This is a genomic window from Microbacterium sp. CFBP 13617 (assembly GCF_014839445.1).
Classification (GTDB): domain Bacteria; phylum Actinomycetota; class Actinomycetes; order Actinomycetales; family Microbacteriaceae; genus Microbacterium.
Genome location: NZ_JACYNW010000004.1, coordinates 383,988 through 400,683, shown reverse-complemented (window position 1 = coordinate 400,683; position 16,696 = coordinate 383,988). Strand labels below are relative to the sequence as shown.

At 70.4% G+C, this 16,696-nt stretch carries 13 protein-coding genes and 1 pseudogene; 4 read left to right on the top strand and 10 right to left on the bottom strand.

Features of this window, described 5'->3' with window-relative positions; all coding sequences use genetic code 11:
* Nucleotides 1–5: 5 nt before the first annotated feature.
* The 8 genes from IFU40_RS16895 to IFU40_RS13745 form a co-directional block, all read right to left on the bottom strand.
* The gene (locus tag IFU40_RS16895; RefSeq protein ID WP_249404229.1) at nt 6–1,133 is read right to left on the bottom strand and encodes a DUF2510 domain-containing protein; all 1,128 of its coding nucleotides are present in this window, start codon (nt 1,131–1,133) and stop codon (nt 6–8) included.
* Between the two features lie 66 nt (nt 1,134–1,199).
* Nucleotides 1,200–4,613: an error-prone DNA polymerase gene (locus tag IFU40_RS13775; protein WP_191926687.1), complete on the bottom strand. Its 3,414-nt coding sequence runs from the start codon at nt 4,611–4,613 to the stop codon at nt 1,200–1,202.
* Between the two features lie 135 nt (nt 4,614–4,748).
* Nucleotides 4,749–6,293 carry a DNA polymerase Y family protein gene (locus IFU40_RS13770; RefSeq protein ID WP_191915638.1) on the bottom strand — a complete coding sequence of 515 codons (1,545 nt, stop codon included), beginning with the start codon at nt 6,291–6,293 and terminating at the stop codon, nt 4,749–4,751.
* Complete coding sequence (locus tag IFU40_RS13765; protein ID WP_191926686.1) at nt 6,293–7,009, bottom strand: hypothetical protein; 717 nt, start codon at nt 7,007–7,009, stop codon at nt 6,293–6,295. Before IFU40_RS13765 ends, IFU40_RS13770 begins: the two co-directional genes overlap by 1 nt.
* 199 nt (nt 7,010–7,208) lie before the next feature.
* The gene (locus IFU40_RS13760; protein ID WP_191926685.1) at nt 7,209–7,766 is read right to left on the bottom strand and encodes a cysteine hydrolase family protein; all 558 of its coding nucleotides are present in this window, start codon (nt 7,764–7,766) and stop codon (nt 7,209–7,211) included.
* Nucleotides 7,767–7,825: 59 nt separating this feature from the next.
* Nucleotides 7,826–8,323, bottom strand: a complete 498-nt coding sequence (locus IFU40_RS13755; RefSeq protein WP_055838194.1) for an HNH endonuclease — start codon at nt 8,321–8,323, stop codon at nt 7,826–7,828.
* 342 nt (nt 8,324–8,665) lie between these two features.
* Complete coding sequence (locus IFU40_RS13750) at nt 8,666–9,385, bottom strand: M23 family metallopeptidase (protein WP_342343534.1); 720 nt, start codon at nt 9,383–9,385, stop codon at nt 8,666–8,668.
* A 426-nt stretch (nt 9,386–9,811) separates the two neighbouring features.
* Entirely contained in the window at nt 9,812–10,510 is a 699-nt protein-coding gene (locus tag IFU40_RS13745; RefSeq protein WP_055838197.1) for a metal-dependent transcriptional regulator, read from the bottom strand.
* 98 nt (nt 10,511–10,608) lie between these two features.
* Between IFU40_RS13745 and serC the strand changes: the two are divergent.
* Nucleotides 10,609–11,706: pseudogene (serC, locus tag IFU40_RS13740) on the top strand (phosphoserine transaminase); the annotation flags it as partial.
* Nucleotides 11,707–11,741: 35 nt separating this feature from the next.
* On the opposite strand, the gene IFU40_RS13735 reads toward serC, so the two are convergent.
* Nucleotides 11,742–12,416 (bottom strand): DUF3027 domain-containing protein, encoded by a 675-nt coding sequence (locus tag IFU40_RS13735; RefSeq protein WP_191926684.1) that lies wholly within the window; start codon nt 12,414–12,416, stop codon nt 11,742–11,744.
* Nucleotides 12,400–12,783 (bottom strand): cold-shock protein, encoded by a 384-nt coding sequence (locus IFU40_RS13730; RefSeq protein WP_055838206.1) that lies wholly within the window; start codon nt 12,781–12,783, stop codon nt 12,400–12,402. Before IFU40_RS13730 ends, IFU40_RS13735 begins: the two co-directional genes overlap by 17 nt.
* A gap of 108 nt (nt 12,784–12,891) precedes the next feature.
* Between IFU40_RS13730 and IFU40_RS13725 the strand changes: the two genes are divergently transcribed.
* From IFU40_RS13725 to IFU40_RS13715, 3 genes are all read left to right on the top strand, one after another.
* Nucleotides 12,892–13,173, top strand: coding sequence for a hypothetical protein (locus tag IFU40_RS13725; RefSeq protein ID WP_055838209.1), 282 nt, complete (start codon nt 12,892–12,894; stop codon nt 13,171–13,173).
* Between the two features lies 1 nt (nt 13,174).
* Nucleotides 13,175–14,905 carry a helicase-associated domain-containing protein gene (locus tag IFU40_RS13720; protein WP_191926683.1) on the top strand — a complete coding sequence of 577 codons (1,731 nt, stop codon included), beginning with the start codon at nt 13,175–13,177 and terminating at the stop codon, nt 14,903–14,905.
* Nucleotides 14,906–14,994: 89 nt separating this feature from the next.
* Entirely contained in the window at nt 14,995–16,644 is a 1,650-nt protein-coding gene (locus tag IFU40_RS13715; RefSeq protein WP_191926682.1) for a DNA repair helicase XPB, read from the top strand.
* The last annotated feature ends 52 nt before the right edge of the window (nt 16,645–16,696 follow it).

Below are 16,696 nucleotides of genomic sequence, written 5' to 3'. Positions count from 1 at the left end.
GTCACTCAATAACCGAGGTTGTACTGGGCCTCTTCGATGAGGGTGAAAACCTGCGTCAGGATGATCACGAACCAGATTGCGGCGATGACGATCGAGACGATCGTCACGACGATCGACGCCCAGACGGGGGCGAGCCCGCTGCCCGTGCGTCGCCGCAGCACCACGCCACGGCCGATGACGTAGACCAGGCCGCTGCCGATGACGAGCACCAGGAAGCTCCACGCCCAGTGGAACGGCTTCTCGACGCCACGGGCTCGGAGTTGGCGCCAGTCGAGGAACGAGAACAAGACGACGAGGGCGCCCAGGACGACGCTCGCCAGAGTGGCGACCGTCGAGACGATGGCATCGGTGCCCATCGCACCGGGTTCGCCGTACAGGCCGGCGTAGAAGGACTCTTGGATGTACGACGACCAGTCGAAGAGGAACAGCGACAGCACGCCCACCAGCGGCAGGAAGACGACCAACCACACCCAGACGGTGTTCGTGGGGATGTCGCGACGCAGCACGGGCTGGGCGCCGACCGACGGCGCGGCGGGATAACCGCCGTACCCGGCGGGGGCGGGCGTTCCGGGGTACGCCGGCGCCGACGAGTACGCGGGAGCGGCCGAGGGCGGAGTGACGGGGTACGCGGCGGGCGGTGCGGACGCGAACGGCGCACTGGGTGCCGGAGGCGCCGGGATTGCACTGGGTGCCGGAGGCGCGGGGCTCGCGCTGGGTGCCGGAGGCGCCGGGATCGCGCTGGGTGCCGGAGGAGCGGGAATCTCGCTGTGCGCTGCCGGTGCGGAGGCTCCGGCCGGGGACGCCGACGGGGCGTCGGTCTGCGCGGCCGTGGCGGCATGGTCGCTCGTCGATGCAGGCGCGGCGGGGTCGTTCGACGCCTCATCGGAGAGGGCAGGCTCCTCCGCGGCGGCGGCGGGCGCCGGAGTCGACTCGGGGGCGGCGGTGTCGGCGTCGTCGGACACCGGAGCCGACTCGGACGCGGAACCCGAGTCCTGCGCGGCCACCTGCGGAACCCCGTCGCCGTGCACGGGGCGCACCTCATCGGTCCAGGCGGTGCCGTCCCACCGGCGCAGGCCGTCGCCGCCTGCGGGGTCGGGATACCAGCCTTCGGGCGGAGTGGGTGTGTCGGTCATGTCGTTTCCCCTGTCGTGGTGCGGAACCGGGCGAGATTGCCCCGAGTCTAGTGAGGGCGCCCGACATCACCGGAAGTCCCGGGACGCGTGCGCGACGCCGACCTGCAGATCGGTGAAGCCGTCGGCGACCACATTGGTCACTCCCTCGACGGATCGTTCGAGCATGCCCCGCACGATGAGGGCGGGTGATTCCCGCGCGACCCGCCGGTATCTGTTCCACACCCCCACCGAGCAGATGATGTTCATCAGTCCGTGCTCGTCTTCGAGGTTGAGGAAGGTGATGCCGGATGCCGTGGCCGGGCGCTGCCGATGGGTGACGAGCCCCGCCACCTCGATGCGACGATCGGTTTCGAAGGTGCGGAGCTCCCGCGAGGTGAGCACCCCGCGCGCGTCGAGCGCCGAGCGGAAGTGAGTGAGCGGGTGGTCGTCGGCCGAGAGCCCGGTCGCCCAGAGATCGGCCGCGAGCACCTCGTAACTCGACGGGTCGGTGAACAGCGGCGGCTGCACGGCCACGAGCGAGTCGGGAAGGAACTCGGCGCGATCGAGCGCCGCCGACCCGGCCAGCCAGATCGCCTCGCGTCGGGTATGGCCCAGGCTCTCGAAGGCCCCCGCCGTGGCGAGCGCCTCGAGTTGCGCCGTGACAAGTCCCGTGCGCCGCACGAGGTCGCGTTGATCTCGATAGGGGCCGCCCCTCTCTCGTTCCGCGACGATGCGCTCGGCGACCTTCTTGCCGATCCCGGTCACTCCGGCGAGCCCCAGGCGCACGACAAACCCGCCGTCTCGGCGATGGGCGAGGGTCTCGTCGGGCTCCGACGCATCGAAGTCCCCCGTGGGGGACTGCTCCGCGTGCGTGCAGGCGTCGAGACCCGTCGGGGCGCGGGCGCCCGTCTCGTCGACCGGCTCGAGACCCGCTTCGACGCTCGAGCGCAGCAGGTCGGGCCGCCGTACGGTCACCCCGTGCCGGCGGGCATCGGCGGTGAGGGTGGCGGGTGAGTAGAACCCCATGGGCTGGGCCCGCAGCAGGCCGGCGAGGAACGCAGCCGGGTAATGCAGTTTGATCCACGAGCTCGCGTACACCAGCAGCGCGAACGACAGCGAATGCGATTCGGCGAAACCGAAGTTCGCGAACGCCTGGATCTTCGCGTACAGATCGTCGGCGACCTGACCGACCAGACCGTTCTGCGCCATGCCCTCGTACAGCTTCTCGCGCAGGGAGTCGATACGCTCGAGCCCCCGCTTGGACCCCATGGCCCGGCGCAGCAGGTCGGCGTCTTCGGCAGAGCAGTTGCCGATGGCGACGGCCATCTGCATGAGCTGCTCCTGGAACACCGGCACCCCCATCGTCCGCTCCAGCACCGGCTCGAGCTTGGGATGCACGTAGGTGATGGGCTCCTGGCCGAGCTTGCGTCGAACGAACGGATGCACGGCACCGCCCTGGATGGGTCCCGGGCGGATGAGAGCGATCTGCACGACCAGGTCGTAGAACTTCCGTGGCTGCAGACGCGGCAGCAATCCCATCTGCGCGCGGGATTCCACCTGGAACACCCCGATCGAGTCGGCGCGGCACAGCATGTCGTAGACGGCCTTCTCTTCTTTCGGGAGCGTGGAGAGCTCCCACGCCTCGCCCGTGGCATCGCGGATCAGGTCGAAGCAGTACTGCAGCGCCGCGAGCATGCCGAGTCCCAGCAGGTCGAACTTGACCAGCCCCATCCACGCGGCGTCGTCTTTGTCCCACTGGATGACCGTGCGGTTCTCCATGCGCGCATGCTCGATCGGCACGACCTCACCCACCGGTCGATCGGTGAGCACCATGCCTCCGGAGTGGATGCCGAGGTGGCGTGGCGCTTTCAGCAGCTCCGACGCGAACTCGATGACCTGGTCGGGGATGTCGTGATCCGCACCGGTTTCGAGGGTCGCTCCCCACCGTTCGACCTGCTTCGACCAGGCGTCTTGCTGGCCCGGCGAGTGTCCGAGCGCCCGAGCCATGTCACGGACGGCGTTCTTGGGGCGGTACTGGATGACATTCGCCACCTGCGCCGCACGCTCGCGCCCGTACTCCTTGTAGACCCACTGGATGATCTCTTCGCGGCGATCGGAGTCGAAGTCGACGTCGATGTCGGGCTCTTCGTCGCGCAGGCTCGACAGGAAACGCTCAAAGGGCAGCTTGTAGAAGATCGAGTCGACCGCGGTGATGTCGAGCAGGAAGCACACCGCGCTGTTCGCCGCCGACCCGCGCCCCTGGCACAGGATGCCGCGCCGCCGGGCCTCGGCGACGATGCCGTAGACGATGAGGAAGTACCCCGGGAAGTCCTTCATCTCGATCACACCGAGTTCGCGCTCGATGCGGTTGCGATCCTCGTCGGAGAGCCGGGGGTACTTGCGCGGGACGGCCTCCCACACCAGATGCCGCAGCCAGGACATGGGGGTATGCCCCTCGGGGACGTCTTGTCGCGGAAGCGCGGGCTTGGCGCGGCGCAACGGGAAGGCGACCTCGTCGGCGAGCGTCACGGTGCGCGCCACCGCTCCGGGATATCGGGCGAACCGCGCCGCCATCTCGACCCCCGAGCGCAGGTGCGCGCCGGCGTGCGCGGGAAGCCACCCGTCGAGTTCGTCGAGACCACGATTGGCGCGCACGGCGGCCACGGCGGCGGCGAGGAGCTCTTTCTGCGGGGCGGCGTAGTGCACGTTGTTCGTCGCGAGGATCGGCAGCCCCCGCTCGGCGGCGAGCGCCGCCAGCACGTCGTTGCGTCTGGAGTCGAGAGGACTGCCGTGATCCATCAGCTCGACGTACACGGCCTCGGGGCCGAACAGGTCGACGAGGGTGTCGAGTTCGCGCGCGGCCCCCGTGGGCCCTTCGAACGCCAGAGCTTGGCGCACCGTGCCCTTGCGGCATCCGGTGAGCACCGCCCAGTGCGGATCGCCGGGCCCGCCCGCGCGTTCGGCCAGGTCGGCGAGGTCGTAGACGGGACGCCCCTTCTCGGCACCGCTGAGCTGCGCGTGGGTGATCGCGGCGGCGAGGCGGTGATAGCCCTCTTCGCGGCGTGCGAGCACGAGCAGATGCGATCCGCCCGGGTCGGCCTCGCCGTTCTGCGGCCCGGCGAGACCCAGCGACAGTTCTGCGCCGAAGACGGTGTTCACCGTGCGCGCCTCGGCGGCCTCGGCGAAGCGCACGATGCCGTAGAACCCGTCGTGGTCGGTGAGGGCGAGGGCGTGCAGGCCAAGACGTTCGGCTTCTTCGACGAGTTCTTCGGGCGACGAGGCTCCGTCGAGGAACGAGTACGACGAGTGCGCGTGCAACTCGGCGTACGGCACGGTGTCGGCCGGGCGCGCGATCGTCGGCGGCACGTAGGCGCCGCGTTTGTGCGACCAGGCGGGGCTGTCGCCCCCGTCACCGTTCGGCGGGGCACCGGTCGGGCGGCGGGCGTCGCTGAGCACGCGCTCGAGTTCCGACCATTTCACCGGCGGATTGTTCCAGCCCATCGGCGCACCTCCGCCCGGGTTCTGTTCATCGATGGCGAGCCGACGTCGGGCGCGAGGCCCGCACCGCCCGAGGGGGCATCACCGGTGCTGCTGCCGCCGCGGCCCGCTGTTCGTCGAGAAAGGTGGAGCCGAACCTCAGTCATAGCGTCCCTCCGCCCGCCACTCCCCTTCTTCGACCACCAGCAACCAGGCGCCCCCCTCGGCGTCGATCACTTGGAACCGATGCGCCCTGCGCCGTCGCAGGGGATCCCATCCGCGTTCGCTGATCGGCCAGGGCCCCGCCCATTCGCTGATGCGTCGCCGTTGTCCCGCCGTCTCGAGCACCGCCGGTGGGGCGCTGAGCGCGTCGCGCTCCCCCACTGTCACCGGGGCTCCCGCGATGTCGGTGACCCCGACCGGCCGTGGTTCGGGGTAGACGGTGGCCGGCAGCGGATCGGGCAGGCTGCCGGGCCAGGGGCGCGCGCGTTCCTTCGCCGTCACGGCTCGGTCTCCCCAGGGCACGAGCACTTGCCGTTCGGCCAGCCAGCGTCCCCCGCCGATCACGGGAGTGACCACTTCGCGGTGGCCGAGCATGGCCTGCACGCGCGAGAGGGCATGGTGGACGCGTTCGTCGGGCCCCGCACCGAACAGCCCCTTGGCGTGGTGGGCAGCGGCGTCGACGGCCTCGGGCTCGATGTGCACGCCCGCCACGCCGCTGCCGAAGATGCCCTGGGCGTCTTCGGCGAGCTGCCAGCGCACCCGATCGACCACCGCGGCGGCGTCGAACGATCCGGGATGCAGCCACACGCGTTCGCTGCGCTCGGCCCGCTCACCCGTCAGCACGACACGCAGCTCGGTGCACACCAGGTCGTGGGCCCCCAACCGGGCGATGAACTCCTCGGCCGCCACGCGCATGCCGAAGGCAATCTGGTCGGCGAGTTCGAGGGGCGGCTCGAAGGCGACGTCGCGGTGCAGCTCGGGTGGAGGGGTACGCGGCTGCACGGGTTGCGAGTCGAGTCCTCCCGCCAGCGCATGCAGGCGCACCCCCCGTTCTCCGAAGCGTTCCCGCACCCGTTCGGCCGCGAGAGTGGCCAGATCACCGAGGGTGTGCACGCCCAACCGAGAGAGCAGACTGCCGAACTCCTCGTCGTCGAGGGTGGCGATCGACAGCGGAGAGAGGAACGCCGCGGCGTCACCGGGCGCCACGATGCGCACGGGCTCTTCGACGGTGGCCGAGCGGGCGGCGTGCTCGGCGGTGAAGACACCGTCGGCGACGCTCGCCCGTACCTCGCCGAAGCCGTCGTCGTGGAGGAGGCGGATCAGTAGGCGCGCAGCCTCGGCTTCGCCACCGTAGTAGCGCGCCGGACCCCGCGCCCGCAGTGCGCACAATCCCGGCCGTATGATCTGCACCCCGGGGGCGCGTTCTTCGATGCGGGCCACGACGGGGGCGAACACGCGCGCGTCGCGTACCGGGTCGGCGGGGACCACCTGGAGGGTCGGACACAGGGCCTGAGCGTCACGGCGTTTCTGACCTCGGCGTACCCCCTGCGCGCGGGCAGCCCACGAGCTGGCGACGACGAGGTTGTGGGAGAACACCGCCACCGGGGCCTCGGGGCGAGGAGGCGTGACGGCCTCGGCGACGAATGCCGTGATCGGCCAATCGGGAAACCAGAGCACGAGGCTGCGCGTGGGAGCCTGCATCAGCCGACCGCTCTCGGACGGTACTCGTCGCGCTCGCGCGGCACGAGGCGTTCGGTGGGCGTACCCAGCAGCTCGACCGACCCGTCGGCCGCGGGCAGCAGCATGCGCGCCCGACGGGCGTGGGGCGAGCGTCGGCTGCTCACCGACACGGTGAGCTCACGACCCGCCAGGTACCCGTGTCCCTGACCGAGCCCCGTCCATCGCGGGTCGGCGACGTCGATCACCGCTTCGGCCTGCGGCCAGGCGCCCTGCACCAGCAGCACGGCTCCACGGTCGCGCAGCCGAGCGGCCAGGCGTGTGGTCTCGGCACCCCTACGGGCCGCCGTGGAACCCGACGGCGGGCGGACGGCCACGACCGGCAGCACCTCGGCGATCGTCGCCGTCACCGCCAGCCATCGCGGCCCCGGGTCGGGGATGAAGACCAGACGATCGAGGTCGAGGCCGTACTTCTCGGCGGCCTCGGCCCCCAGCTCGGGCATGCCGATCACGCCGCACCACGAACCGTCTTGCGAGGGCCGGGCCAGCAGGGCGAGCAGCAGCGACGCGGATCGAGCGAGGGCATAGGCCGATCCCGCCCGCAGACCGCCCCCGGGAAGCAGGGACGAGAAAGCCGGGTGCGTGGGCAGCACCGGGGCGTCCATGCGCCGGCCCTGCATGCGCTCCAAGCGATCGCGCAGCGCGTGGATGTCGGGTACGGCCTGTACCTGGTCTCTCACGATCGCCCTCACTCCCACAGGTTAGAACATTTGTTCTAGTGCCTCAATCCCTGTGGGTCGAAGATACGATCGACCTCCGACATTGCCGTCGTCCCCTCGCGCGACGGCACGACACCCTGAGCCCGACGCCGCGCGCACCGACCGGCAGCAGCCCCGACGCGAGGTGCCGACGCCCCCGCGACGCGAGGGGCGACGCGCCTCAGACCAGGTCGACGGTCGCCGCGATCCGCGCGAATCCGCCCTGCTGCAGCACGACGGCCGTGTTCGCCATCAGCTCGGCGGCCGTCCGGGTCACCGTTCCGAGGCCCGCGACCTCAGCGCTCAGATCGAAGGTGCGCGTGGCATCCAGAACAACCGTCACCTCGTACCCGAGGTTGCCGGCCATGCGCGCCGTGGTCTCGACGCACATGTTGGTCTGAATGCCGCAGATCACCAGTTCGCGGATGCCGTTCTCGCCCAACCAGGCGTGCAGGTCGGGGTCGCCGTAGAAGGCCGAATTGACGTTCTTCGTCACCCACAGGTCGGCCGAGACCTTGGCGACCGCATCGACCAACGCGTTACCGCCTCCGTCCGGGTGCAGGGGCGATCCAGGCGACGCCGAATCGTGCCGCACGACGACGATCGGCTCGCCCTCGTGCTGCCACGCCCCGATCAGCGCCGTGACGTTGCTCTCGCAATCGGGGTTGGCGGTCGGCCCCCAGAAGTCGAGGTCGTCGAATCCGCGCTGCATGTCGATGACGATCAGGGCACGAGGCATGCCCCCATCCCATCACCCGGATGCCGGGGACGCCAGCGCCGCAAGGACGGCGACGACGCTCACGCCGCCAAGGCCAGGTACGGCTCCCACCGCGGATCGCTCTTGTCGACGCCGCGCACGGTCCAGGACGATCCGCGCGGGGGCGCCGGCACCAGACGGAGGTCCCAGTGCATCTCCTGGGGGGTGCGATCGCCCTTGACGTTGTTGCAGTGCAGGCAGCAGGCCACGAGGTTCTCCCAGGTGTCCTTGCCCCCGCGCGAACGCGGCAGCACGTGGTCGATCGTCGACGCCGCCTTGCCGCAGTACCCGCAGCGGTGCGCGTCGCGACGCAGCACCCCGCGCCGCGTGACGGGCACCTGCCGCGCCCCCGGCACCCGCACGTAGCGGGTCAGGATGATGACCGCCGGGCGATCGTAGGTCCCCGCCGCGGCCCAGACCGGATCCTCGTCGATGCGTTCCACGACCGTGGCCTTGTCGTTCATCACGAGCACGAGGGCCCGCTTGAACGACACGACCGCCAGGGGCTCGTATCCCGCGTTCAATACCAGTGTGCGCATTCACGTCTCCTCTCGAATGGCCGAGACGGCTTCTCGGATGTTCGACTTGCGACGACGGCCCGCGCGCAGGGCATGAAAAAAGGCGCTGTCTAGACAGACAGCGCCTCGGAAGTCGCGGCGACACCGCGGCATCCGAACACACGATGCCGAAGAACGAGCAGGCCGAGCGCATCCATGGTGCGGATGCGAGGCCTGATGCTCATCGGGCTTTCCCTTCGGTTGTTCCGACGTCGGAGACAGGCTAACCCACCCCGACACGCCCGGGGGCGGCGGGATCGGGAAACGAGAGACGGCGTGTCGGAGAACATCGTCCTCCGGCACGCCGTCTCTCGTTCGGTCCGATCAGCTGGCGTTCTGCTGCAGCCAGGCGTAGGGATCGACGACCGATCCGTTGATGTGCACCTCGAAGTGCAGGTGGTTCGCGGTCGAGCTTCCGGTCGAGCCGACGAGGCCGATGAGCTGGCCCGCGGCGACCGTCTGACCGGCCTGCACCTGGCGGCTGCCGTACGTCATGTGGCCGTAGGTGGTCGACACCTTCTGGCCGTTGATGACGTGCTCGATGACGATGCCCACGCCGTACCCGCCGAAGCTCTCGGAAGAGGTGCTCACGACGCCGGCGGCGGCGGCGAAGATGGGCTGCCCACCCGGGGCGAGCAGGTCGACGCCCTGGTGGTAGCCGGAGTCCCACAGGCCACGGCCGAGCACGTAGCTCGACAGGGGCCAGCGCACCTCACCCGAGCCGGGGGCCGTCATGTTCAAGTCGATCGACGAGACCGAGGCGCCGGCATTGGATGCCAACTGGCGGGCACGCTCCGCGGCTGCGGCGGCAGCGGCTTCGCGGTCCTTCTTCTGCTGGATCTCGTCGGCGGTGGTCGCCGAGTAGCTGCTGCGGTCGAGCGTCTCGGCCGCGGCGTCGGAGGCCACGACCAGCGACTGGTTGTCGGGGGCCGACACCTGCTGCAGGGTCATCGTCTCGGCCGCGGGCATGGTCGCCGCGTAGGCAGGGATGGCGACGGTGGCGACGAGACCGGCGACCATCGTCAGGATCACGGCGCTGCGCACGGGCTTGCCGTGGCGACGCTGTCCCGAGGGACGTCGTGCGGGAGCGGTGCGAGAGGCCGGCGGAGTCGCCGACGTCGAGACCGCCACGGGTCGTTGCGGGGGTCGAGCGACGGCTGCGCGCGCGCTCTTACGGGTGAGACCCGTCGTCGGAACCTCGGGTAGGTCCCCGACGGGATCAGTGGTTTCAGCCAAAAGTCCTCCGGCGCCTCTGCGTCCAGGACGCTAGCTCGTCAGCACTCGATGGGGCACGATGTGCGGGCTTCACCCTCTGCAGACGACGAGCCGATGAGGCAAACCGCGAGGGGTCCGACGGCGGGCTTCTCGCCTGTGGACTCTCGAAGGCTACCGGAAGATAACGAACAAGTCACGCTCCGATCACCGTGTTCAGCCAATGCTCGGTCGCGGAGTGCGGAGGTCTCGCGAGACTCAGTCCTCGGCGACGAGGAAGATGTGCGAGGCCACCTCGACCGGCAACTCGAGACCGTCCTCGATGCCCTCCATCTGCACCAGCACGTATCCCTCGTTGAAGCGGTAGTCGCCGCGCGCTCCCGGAAGCACCCCAGCGGCCTTGAGCTGCTGGAGCAGCTCGGGGTCGACCTGCGCGGGTTCGGCCAGGCGGCGCACCGTGCCGGTGATGGGATGCCCGGCGTCGGTGAGCTTGCGGACGAGTCCGACGACACCGTCGTCGAACGTGGAGCTGGCCGCATCGCCCAGCTGGTCGAGTCCCGGAATCGGGTTGCCGTAGGGCGACTCGGTGGGGTGGCCGAGCAGTTCGACGAGGCGGCGTTCCACCTGCTCGCTCATCACGTGCTCCCAGCGGCAGGCCTCGTCGTGCACGTAGGCCCAGTCGAGGCCGATCACGTCGCTGAGCAGGCGCTCGGCGAGACGGTGCTTGCGCATGACGTCGACGGCCTTCTGGCGACCGGTGCCGGTCAGCTCGAGACGGCGGTCCTCCGAGACGACCACCAAGCCGTCGCGCTCCATACGCCCGACCGTCTGCGAGACGGTCGGGCCCGAGTGGCCGAGGCGTTCCGAGATGCGGGCCCGCAGGGGCACGATTTTCTCTTCCTCGAGTTCGAGGATCGTGCGCAGGTACATCTCGGTGGTGTCGATGAGATCTGTCATTCGGGTGTCCTCGGCGTCGCGCGGCTGGAACCTCCAGCCTACCGACCCCCTCCGTCATGAGCGCGGGAAGCCCGCGGAGGGGACCATAGAATCGAGCCATGTCGCACGTGGAACTGCCCACAGGTCTCCTGCCCGCCGACGGTCGCTTCGGGTGCGGCCCCTCGAAAGTGCGCGGTGCGCAGCTCGAGTCGCTCGTCACCCGCGGAGCCTCGATCCTGGGTACCTCGCACCGCCAGGCGCCGGTGAAGAACCTCGTCGCGAGCACGCGCGAGCGTCTCGCCCAGCTCTTCCGCCTTCCCGACGGGTACGAGATCATCCTCGGCAACGGTGGATCGACCGCCTTCTGGGATGCCGCCTCCTTCGGCCTCATCGAGAACCGCAGCCAGAATCTGGTCTTCGGCGAGTTCGGCGGCAAGTTCGCCGCCGCTGCCGCCGCGCCCTGGCTGCAGGCGCCCGACGTCCGTCGTGCCGAGCCCGGCACCCGCACGGTCGCCGAGCCGGTCGACGGCGTCGACGTGTACGCCTGGCCGCACAACGAGACCTCCACCGGCGTCGCCGCCCCGGTCGAGCGCGTGCACGGCGATGCCGGCGCCCTCACCGTCATCGACGCGACCAGCGCCGCCGGCGGCATCGACTTCGACGTCGCCCAGGCCGACGTGTACTACTTCGCCCCGCAGAAGAACCTGGGTTCCGACGGCGGCCTCTGGTACGCCGCGGTGTCGCCGGCCGCGATCGAGCGCATCGAGCGGATCGCCGCATCCGGTCGGTACATCCCCGAGTTCCTGAGCCTGAAGAACGCGGTCGACAACTCGCGCCTGCAGCAGACGCTCAACACCCCGGCGTTGGCCACCCTGCTGCTCCTCGACGACCAGCTCGGATGGATCCTCGACAACGGCGGACTGAGCTGGGCGGGCGCACGCACGGCCGAGTCGTCGGCCGTCCTGTACGAGTGGGCGTCCGCGAGCGACGTCGCGACGCCGTTCGTCTCGTCTCCCGCCGACCGCTCCCCCGTCGTGGTCACGATCGACTTCGACGACTCCATCGACGCTGCGGCGATCGCGAAGAGCCTGCGCGCGAACGGGATCGTCGACACCGAGCCCTACCGCAAGCTGGGCCGCAACCAGCTGCGCGTCGCGACGTTCGTCTCGATCGAGCCCGACGACGTGCGCCGCCTGATCGGGGCCATCGACTATACGNCCCGGGGGGGGCCTCCCTTCGTCATGTGTGCCCGTCAGTAGCTGCGGTCGTCGCCGCCGTGCACGTCGTCTTCGTCGTCGGAGTCGTCGCCCTCGACGCCGCCGTCTTCATCCGAATCATCGTCATCGTCATCGTCGGCGTCGTACGAGTCGGCCTGCGCGTCATCGTCTCGCGTCGCGTCCGCGCGTTCGTCACCGTCCGCGTCGAGCTCGTCGATGTCGACACCGTCGAGGTCGCCCGCGTGGAAACGTGCTTTCGGCCCGTCGTCGTCGAGCTCGTCCTCGTCGTCTTCGAGGTCGTCTTCGTCGTCGAGGTCATCGTCGTCGGTGTCGTCGACGTCGGAGTCGTCGGCATCCGCGCCGATGCCCGCCGCGGCCGTCGCCGCCTGAGCGGCCTGGTACTCGGCGAGACGCGTCGCCCACGGCACCCAGTCCGGGGCCAGCAGAGCGCCGTCACCGGGCATGAGTTCGGCTTCGAGCACGGTGGGCTCCGCGTCGTCGACGACGGCCACGCTCACGGTCCAGAACCAGCCGGGGTAGCCGGCGAGACGCGTGTGGAACCGCAACGACACCACACCGTCGTCCTCGACCGCGTAGCCCGCGGCCGGACCGATGCCGTCGGCCGGCGTGATCTCGCGCAGGGCGGCAAGAGCCAGGTCGTGAGCGCCGATCAGGCGCTCGTCGACGGGCTGCTCAGGCTTCGAAGTCATCGGCGACCTTGCGCAGCACCGCGGCGATCTTCTGCGCGTGCGGCCCGTTGGGGTAGCGGCCACGACGCAGGTCGCCACCGATGCCGTCGAGCAGCTTCACGAGGTCTTCGACGATGATCGCCATGTCGTCGGCGGGCTTGCGCGAGCGCTTCGACAGACTCACCGGCGCATCGAGCACGCGCACCGAGAGCGCCTGCAGACCGCGCTTGCCGTCAGCGACACCGAACTCGAGACGGGTGCCGGCCTTGGGCCCGGGTGTCCCGGCGGGCAGGGCGGTGGCGTGCAGGAACACGTCCTGGCCGTCATCGGTGACGATGAAGCCGAAGCCCTTCTCGTCGTCGTAGAACCTGACCTTGCCGGTGGGCATGGACACCTCGCTGGATGAGTGCGCGGGAGCGCACGGCGGAACACGGAACCCGATCGGATGCCGGCCTCTCAGCCTACGCCACCGCCGCCAGGCAGTAGGCTGAGCCCGATGAGCACCCGCACCTCCCGCGACAGCACGCCGGGCGACGACGTCCCGGTCCGCCGCATCGACCGCGTCCTGGCGTTCATGTCGCTGGGGCTGCTGGCCCTTGCGATCGTGTGCTTCTTCTCTGTCATCATCGGATCGAGCTCCGGTGCCGACATGCGCTCCGGCGTGTGGCCGACCGTGGGCCTGCTCACCTACTTCGCACCCCCTGTGGCCTTCGCCTGCCTGTTGGCCGTGCTCATCATGAGCTTCGTGCGAAGGGCCCGGGCCAACAAGGCCCGCTGACGTGCCCGAGACCTCCGCACAACGCGCACTGGCGGTCTCGTTGAGCGCGCGCCCCGACGCCGACCTGGCTCGCCTGTTCGCCGATCGCCAGGTCTCCCCCTCGAGCACCTGGCGCGACATGTTCGACGCCGCCGAGGCCCTGCTCGACCCCGCCTCCGTCACGCGCGGGCTCGTCACACTCCCGCGCTCCGCCGCGCTCGCCCTCCTCGCCGCCGTCGCGGGCGAACCGGCCCCCGAACCGCAACGCTCCGAGCTGGCATCCCGGGCACTCGTCGACGACGACGGCCACCCGTTCCCCAGCGTGATCGACGCGGTGCGACAGGTCGCGCCCGACGGCATCGCCGATGTGAGCGACCCGCGCTCCGCCCAGGGGGCTGCGGCGGTCGACGCCGAAGCCGCCGCCGAAGCCGCCTTCACCAGCGCCGCCTCGGTGGCCGACATCCTGCTGCTCACCCTCGACGCTCCCCTCGGACGCATCGGGTCGGGCTCGCTCGGCGCGACCGAGCGTCGACGCCTGGTCGACTCCGGCGCGGTGTCGACCCCGGCCGAAGCCGACCTCCTCGTCGGTCTCGCGTTCGCCGTCGGCCTGCTCGGCACGAACGAGCGCGCCTGGCTGGTGTCGCCGACCGGGCGCGAGTGGTTGCGTCTACCGACGCTCGAACGCTGGGAACGCACCGCCGCAGCGCTCCGCGACGCCCTTCCCGCCGCCTTCCGCAGCACGGCCGGCGGATGGATCCCGCGGGGTCAGTGGCCCGGCGCCACCCCCTTCGACCCCGACGGCTCCGAGCGCGCCGCGGTCTGGGCGCAGCGGCTCGAGCGCTGGGGACTCCTCGACGCGGCCGGCGGTGTCCCCGCGTGGGCCCGAGACCTCTCCGACGGCGGTTCCGTCGACGTCTCGGCGCTGCGCGACCTGCTTCCGCCCGAGGTCGACCGCGTCTATCTGCAGAACGACCTCACCGCCATCGCCCCCGGCCCCCTGGCACCGCACCTCGATGTGCGTCTGCGCTCCATGGCCGCGCGCGAGTCGCGCGCACAGGCCTCCAGCTACCGCTTCAGCGCGGCCACGATCGGCGCCGCCATCACGGCCGGCGAGACCGCCGACTCCCTGCGCGAGTTCCTCTCGGGACTGTCGCTGACCGGACTGCCGCAGCCGCTCGCCTACGTCATCGAACGCACGGCGGCCGAGCACGGACGCGTGCGCGTCGCCGCCGATCCGACGTCCCTTCTCACGCGCGTCACGACCGAAGACGAGACCCTGCGGCGCTCGATGGACGTCGACCAGTCGCTGCGGTCGGTCGCCCTCACGCGCACAGGCGACGAGCTCGTCTCGCATGTGTCGGCCGACGTCGTGTTCTGGGCGTTGACCGACGCGCACTACCCCGCCGTGGCCGTCGACGCCGAGGGGCGCCCGCGGGCGCTCGAGCGCGCGAAGCTCGCCGCCGAGAGCCCGTCCGACCACGATCCCGCCGACACGTACGCGCCGCTGGTCTCGCGCTTGCGCACCGGCGCAGACGATTCGGATGCCGCCTGGCTCGAGCGCGAGCTCGATCAGGCCGTGCGGGCCCGCGCCGTCGTCGACGTGACGGTGCGGCTTCCCGACGGCTCCGCGCGCGTGTTCCGCCTCGAAGCCACGGGCCTCGGCGGTGGACGCCTGCGCGGCCGCGATCGCGCCGCCGACGTCGAGCGCACCCTGCCGCTGTCGCACATCGACGCGGTCTCGCTCGTGGGGTGAGGACGGTCGAGCCCCACCCGGTCGAGCCTGCCCGGTCGAACCCTGCCCGGTCGACCGACCAGTCCTGGACCCCGGTAGACTCGAACGCTATGGCTGACGGCCCCCTCATCGTGCAGAGCGACCGCACCGTCCTCCTCGAGGTCGCACACCCCGAGGCAGAGACGGCGCGGCATGAGCTCGCGGTTTTCGCCGAGCTCGAGCGCGCACCCGAGCACATCCACACCTATCGCATCACCCGTCTGGGCCTGTGGAACGCCCGCGCGGCCGGACACGACGCCGAGGCGATGCTGCAGACCCTCGACCGCTGGTCGCGCTTCCCGGTGCCCGCATCGGTGAGCACCGACATCCGCGAGACGGTCAACCGGTACGGTCGCCTGGTCATCGAGCGCAACGACGACAAAGAGCTCGTGCTGCGCTCGACCGACCCCGCGGTCCTCAGCGAGGTGTCGCGCAACAAGCGCATCGCTCCGCTCCTGATCGGTCACCCCACCCCCGACAGCTACCTCGTCGACGCGTGGGCGCGCGGGCACATCAAGCAGGAGCTGCTGAAGATCGGGTGGCCGGCCGAAGACCTCGCCGGGTACACCCCCGGAACCCCGCACGCGATCGACCTCGCCGAAGACGGCTGGAGCCTGCGTCCCTACCAGCGCCAGGCCGTCGACTCCTTCTCCGAGGGGGGATCCGGCGTCGTCGTGCTCCCCTGCGGTGCCGGCAAGACGCTCGTGGGCGCCGCGGCCATGGCCGACACGCGCACGACCACCCTCATCCTCGTGACGAACACCGTGAGTGCCCGTCAGTGGCGCGATGAGTTGCTGCGGCGCACGAGCCTCACCGCCGAGGAGATCGGCGAGTACTCCGGTCAGGTGAAAGAGATCAAACCCGTCACCATCGCGACCTACCAGATCCTCACCGCCAAGCGGAAGGGCGAGTACGCCCACCTCGCGCTGCTCGATGCGCTCGACTGGGGTCTGGTGCTGTACGACGAGGTGCACCTGCTGCCCGCTCCGGTGTTCAAGCTCACGGCCGATCTGCAGGCCCGACGTCGACTCGGCCTCACCGCCACGCTCGTGCGCGAAGACGGTCGCGAGGGCGACGTGTTCAGCCTCATCGGCCCGAAGCGCTTCGACGCGCCGTGGAAAGAGATCGAGGCCCAGGGCTTCATCTCCCCCGCCGCCTGCTACGAGGTGCGCATCGACCTCCCCGCCCACGAACGCCTCGAGTACGCGGCCGCCGCCGACGAGGACCGTTACCGGCTGGCGGCGACGGCCCCCGCCAAGATCGACGTCGCGCGACGCCTGGTCGAGCGGCATCCAGGCGAGCGGGTGCTGGTGATCGGGCAGTACCTCGATCAGATCGACGAGCTCGCGCAGGCTCTGGACGCGCCTCAGATCACCGGGGCGACCCCGATCCCGGAGCGTGAGGAGCTCTTCCAGGGCTTCCGCGACGGGAGCATTCCGCTGCTCGTGGTGTCGAAGGTGGCCAACTTCTCAGTCGATCTGCCCGAGGCCTCCGTCGCGATCCAGGTGTCGGGTTCGTTCGGGTCGCGTCAAGAAGAGGCCCAGCGTCTCGGACGACTGCTGCGACCCAAGCAGTCCCAGCACACGGCGAGCTTCTACACGCTCATCGCACGCGACACCGTCGACCAGGATTTCGCGCAGAACCGGCAGCGTTTCCTCGCCGAACAGGGCTACGCCTACACGATTCTGGATGCCGACGGGATCGACGCCGCAGCAGCCTGACCCATATCAGCGCGCGGCTTTCCGTTCCATATCCAGCGCATTGCTGGGTGCA

Bases quoted from the DNA above. Each gene is read 5' to 3' on its own strand.
- IFU40_RS13770 (WP_191915638.1), bottom strand. From the start codon at position 6,293: ATGCAGGCTCCCACGCGCAGCCTCGTGCTCTGGTTTCCCGATTGGCCG.
- IFU40_RS13735 (WP_191926684.1), bottom strand. From the start codon at position 12,416: ATGACTTCGAAGCCTGAGCAGCCCGTCGACGAGCGCCTGATCGGCGCT.
- IFU40_RS13755 (WP_055838194.1), bottom strand. From the start codon at position 8,323: ATGCGCACACTGGTATTGAACGCGGGATACGAGCCCCTGGCGGTCGTG.
- IFU40_RS13730 (WP_055838206.1), bottom strand. From the start codon at position 12,783: ATGCCCACCGGCAAGGTCAGGTTCTACGACGACGAGAAGGGCTTCGGC.
- IFU40_RS13775 (WP_191926687.1), bottom strand. From the start codon at position 4,613: ATGGGCTGGAACAATCCGCCGGTGAAATGGTCGGAACTCGAGCGCGTG.
- IFU40_RS16895 (WP_249404229.1), bottom strand. From the start codon at position 1,133: ATGACCGACACACCCACTCCGCCCGAAGGCTGGTATCCCGACCCCGCA.
- IFU40_RS13760 (WP_191926685.1), bottom strand. From the start codon at position 7,766: ATGCCTCGTGCCCTGATCGTCATCGACATGCAGCGCGGATTCGACGAC.
- IFU40_RS13715 (WP_191926682.1), top strand. From the start codon at position 14,995: ATGGCTGACGGCCCCCTCATCGTGCAGAGCGACCGCACCGTCCTCCTC.
- IFU40_RS13745 (WP_055838197.1), bottom strand. From the start codon at position 10,510: ATGACAGATCTCATCGACACCACCGAGATGTACCTGCGCACGATCCTC.
- IFU40_RS13725 (WP_055838209.1), top strand. From the start codon at position 12,892: ATGAGCACCCGCACCTCCCGCGACAGCACGCCGGGCGACGACGTCCCG.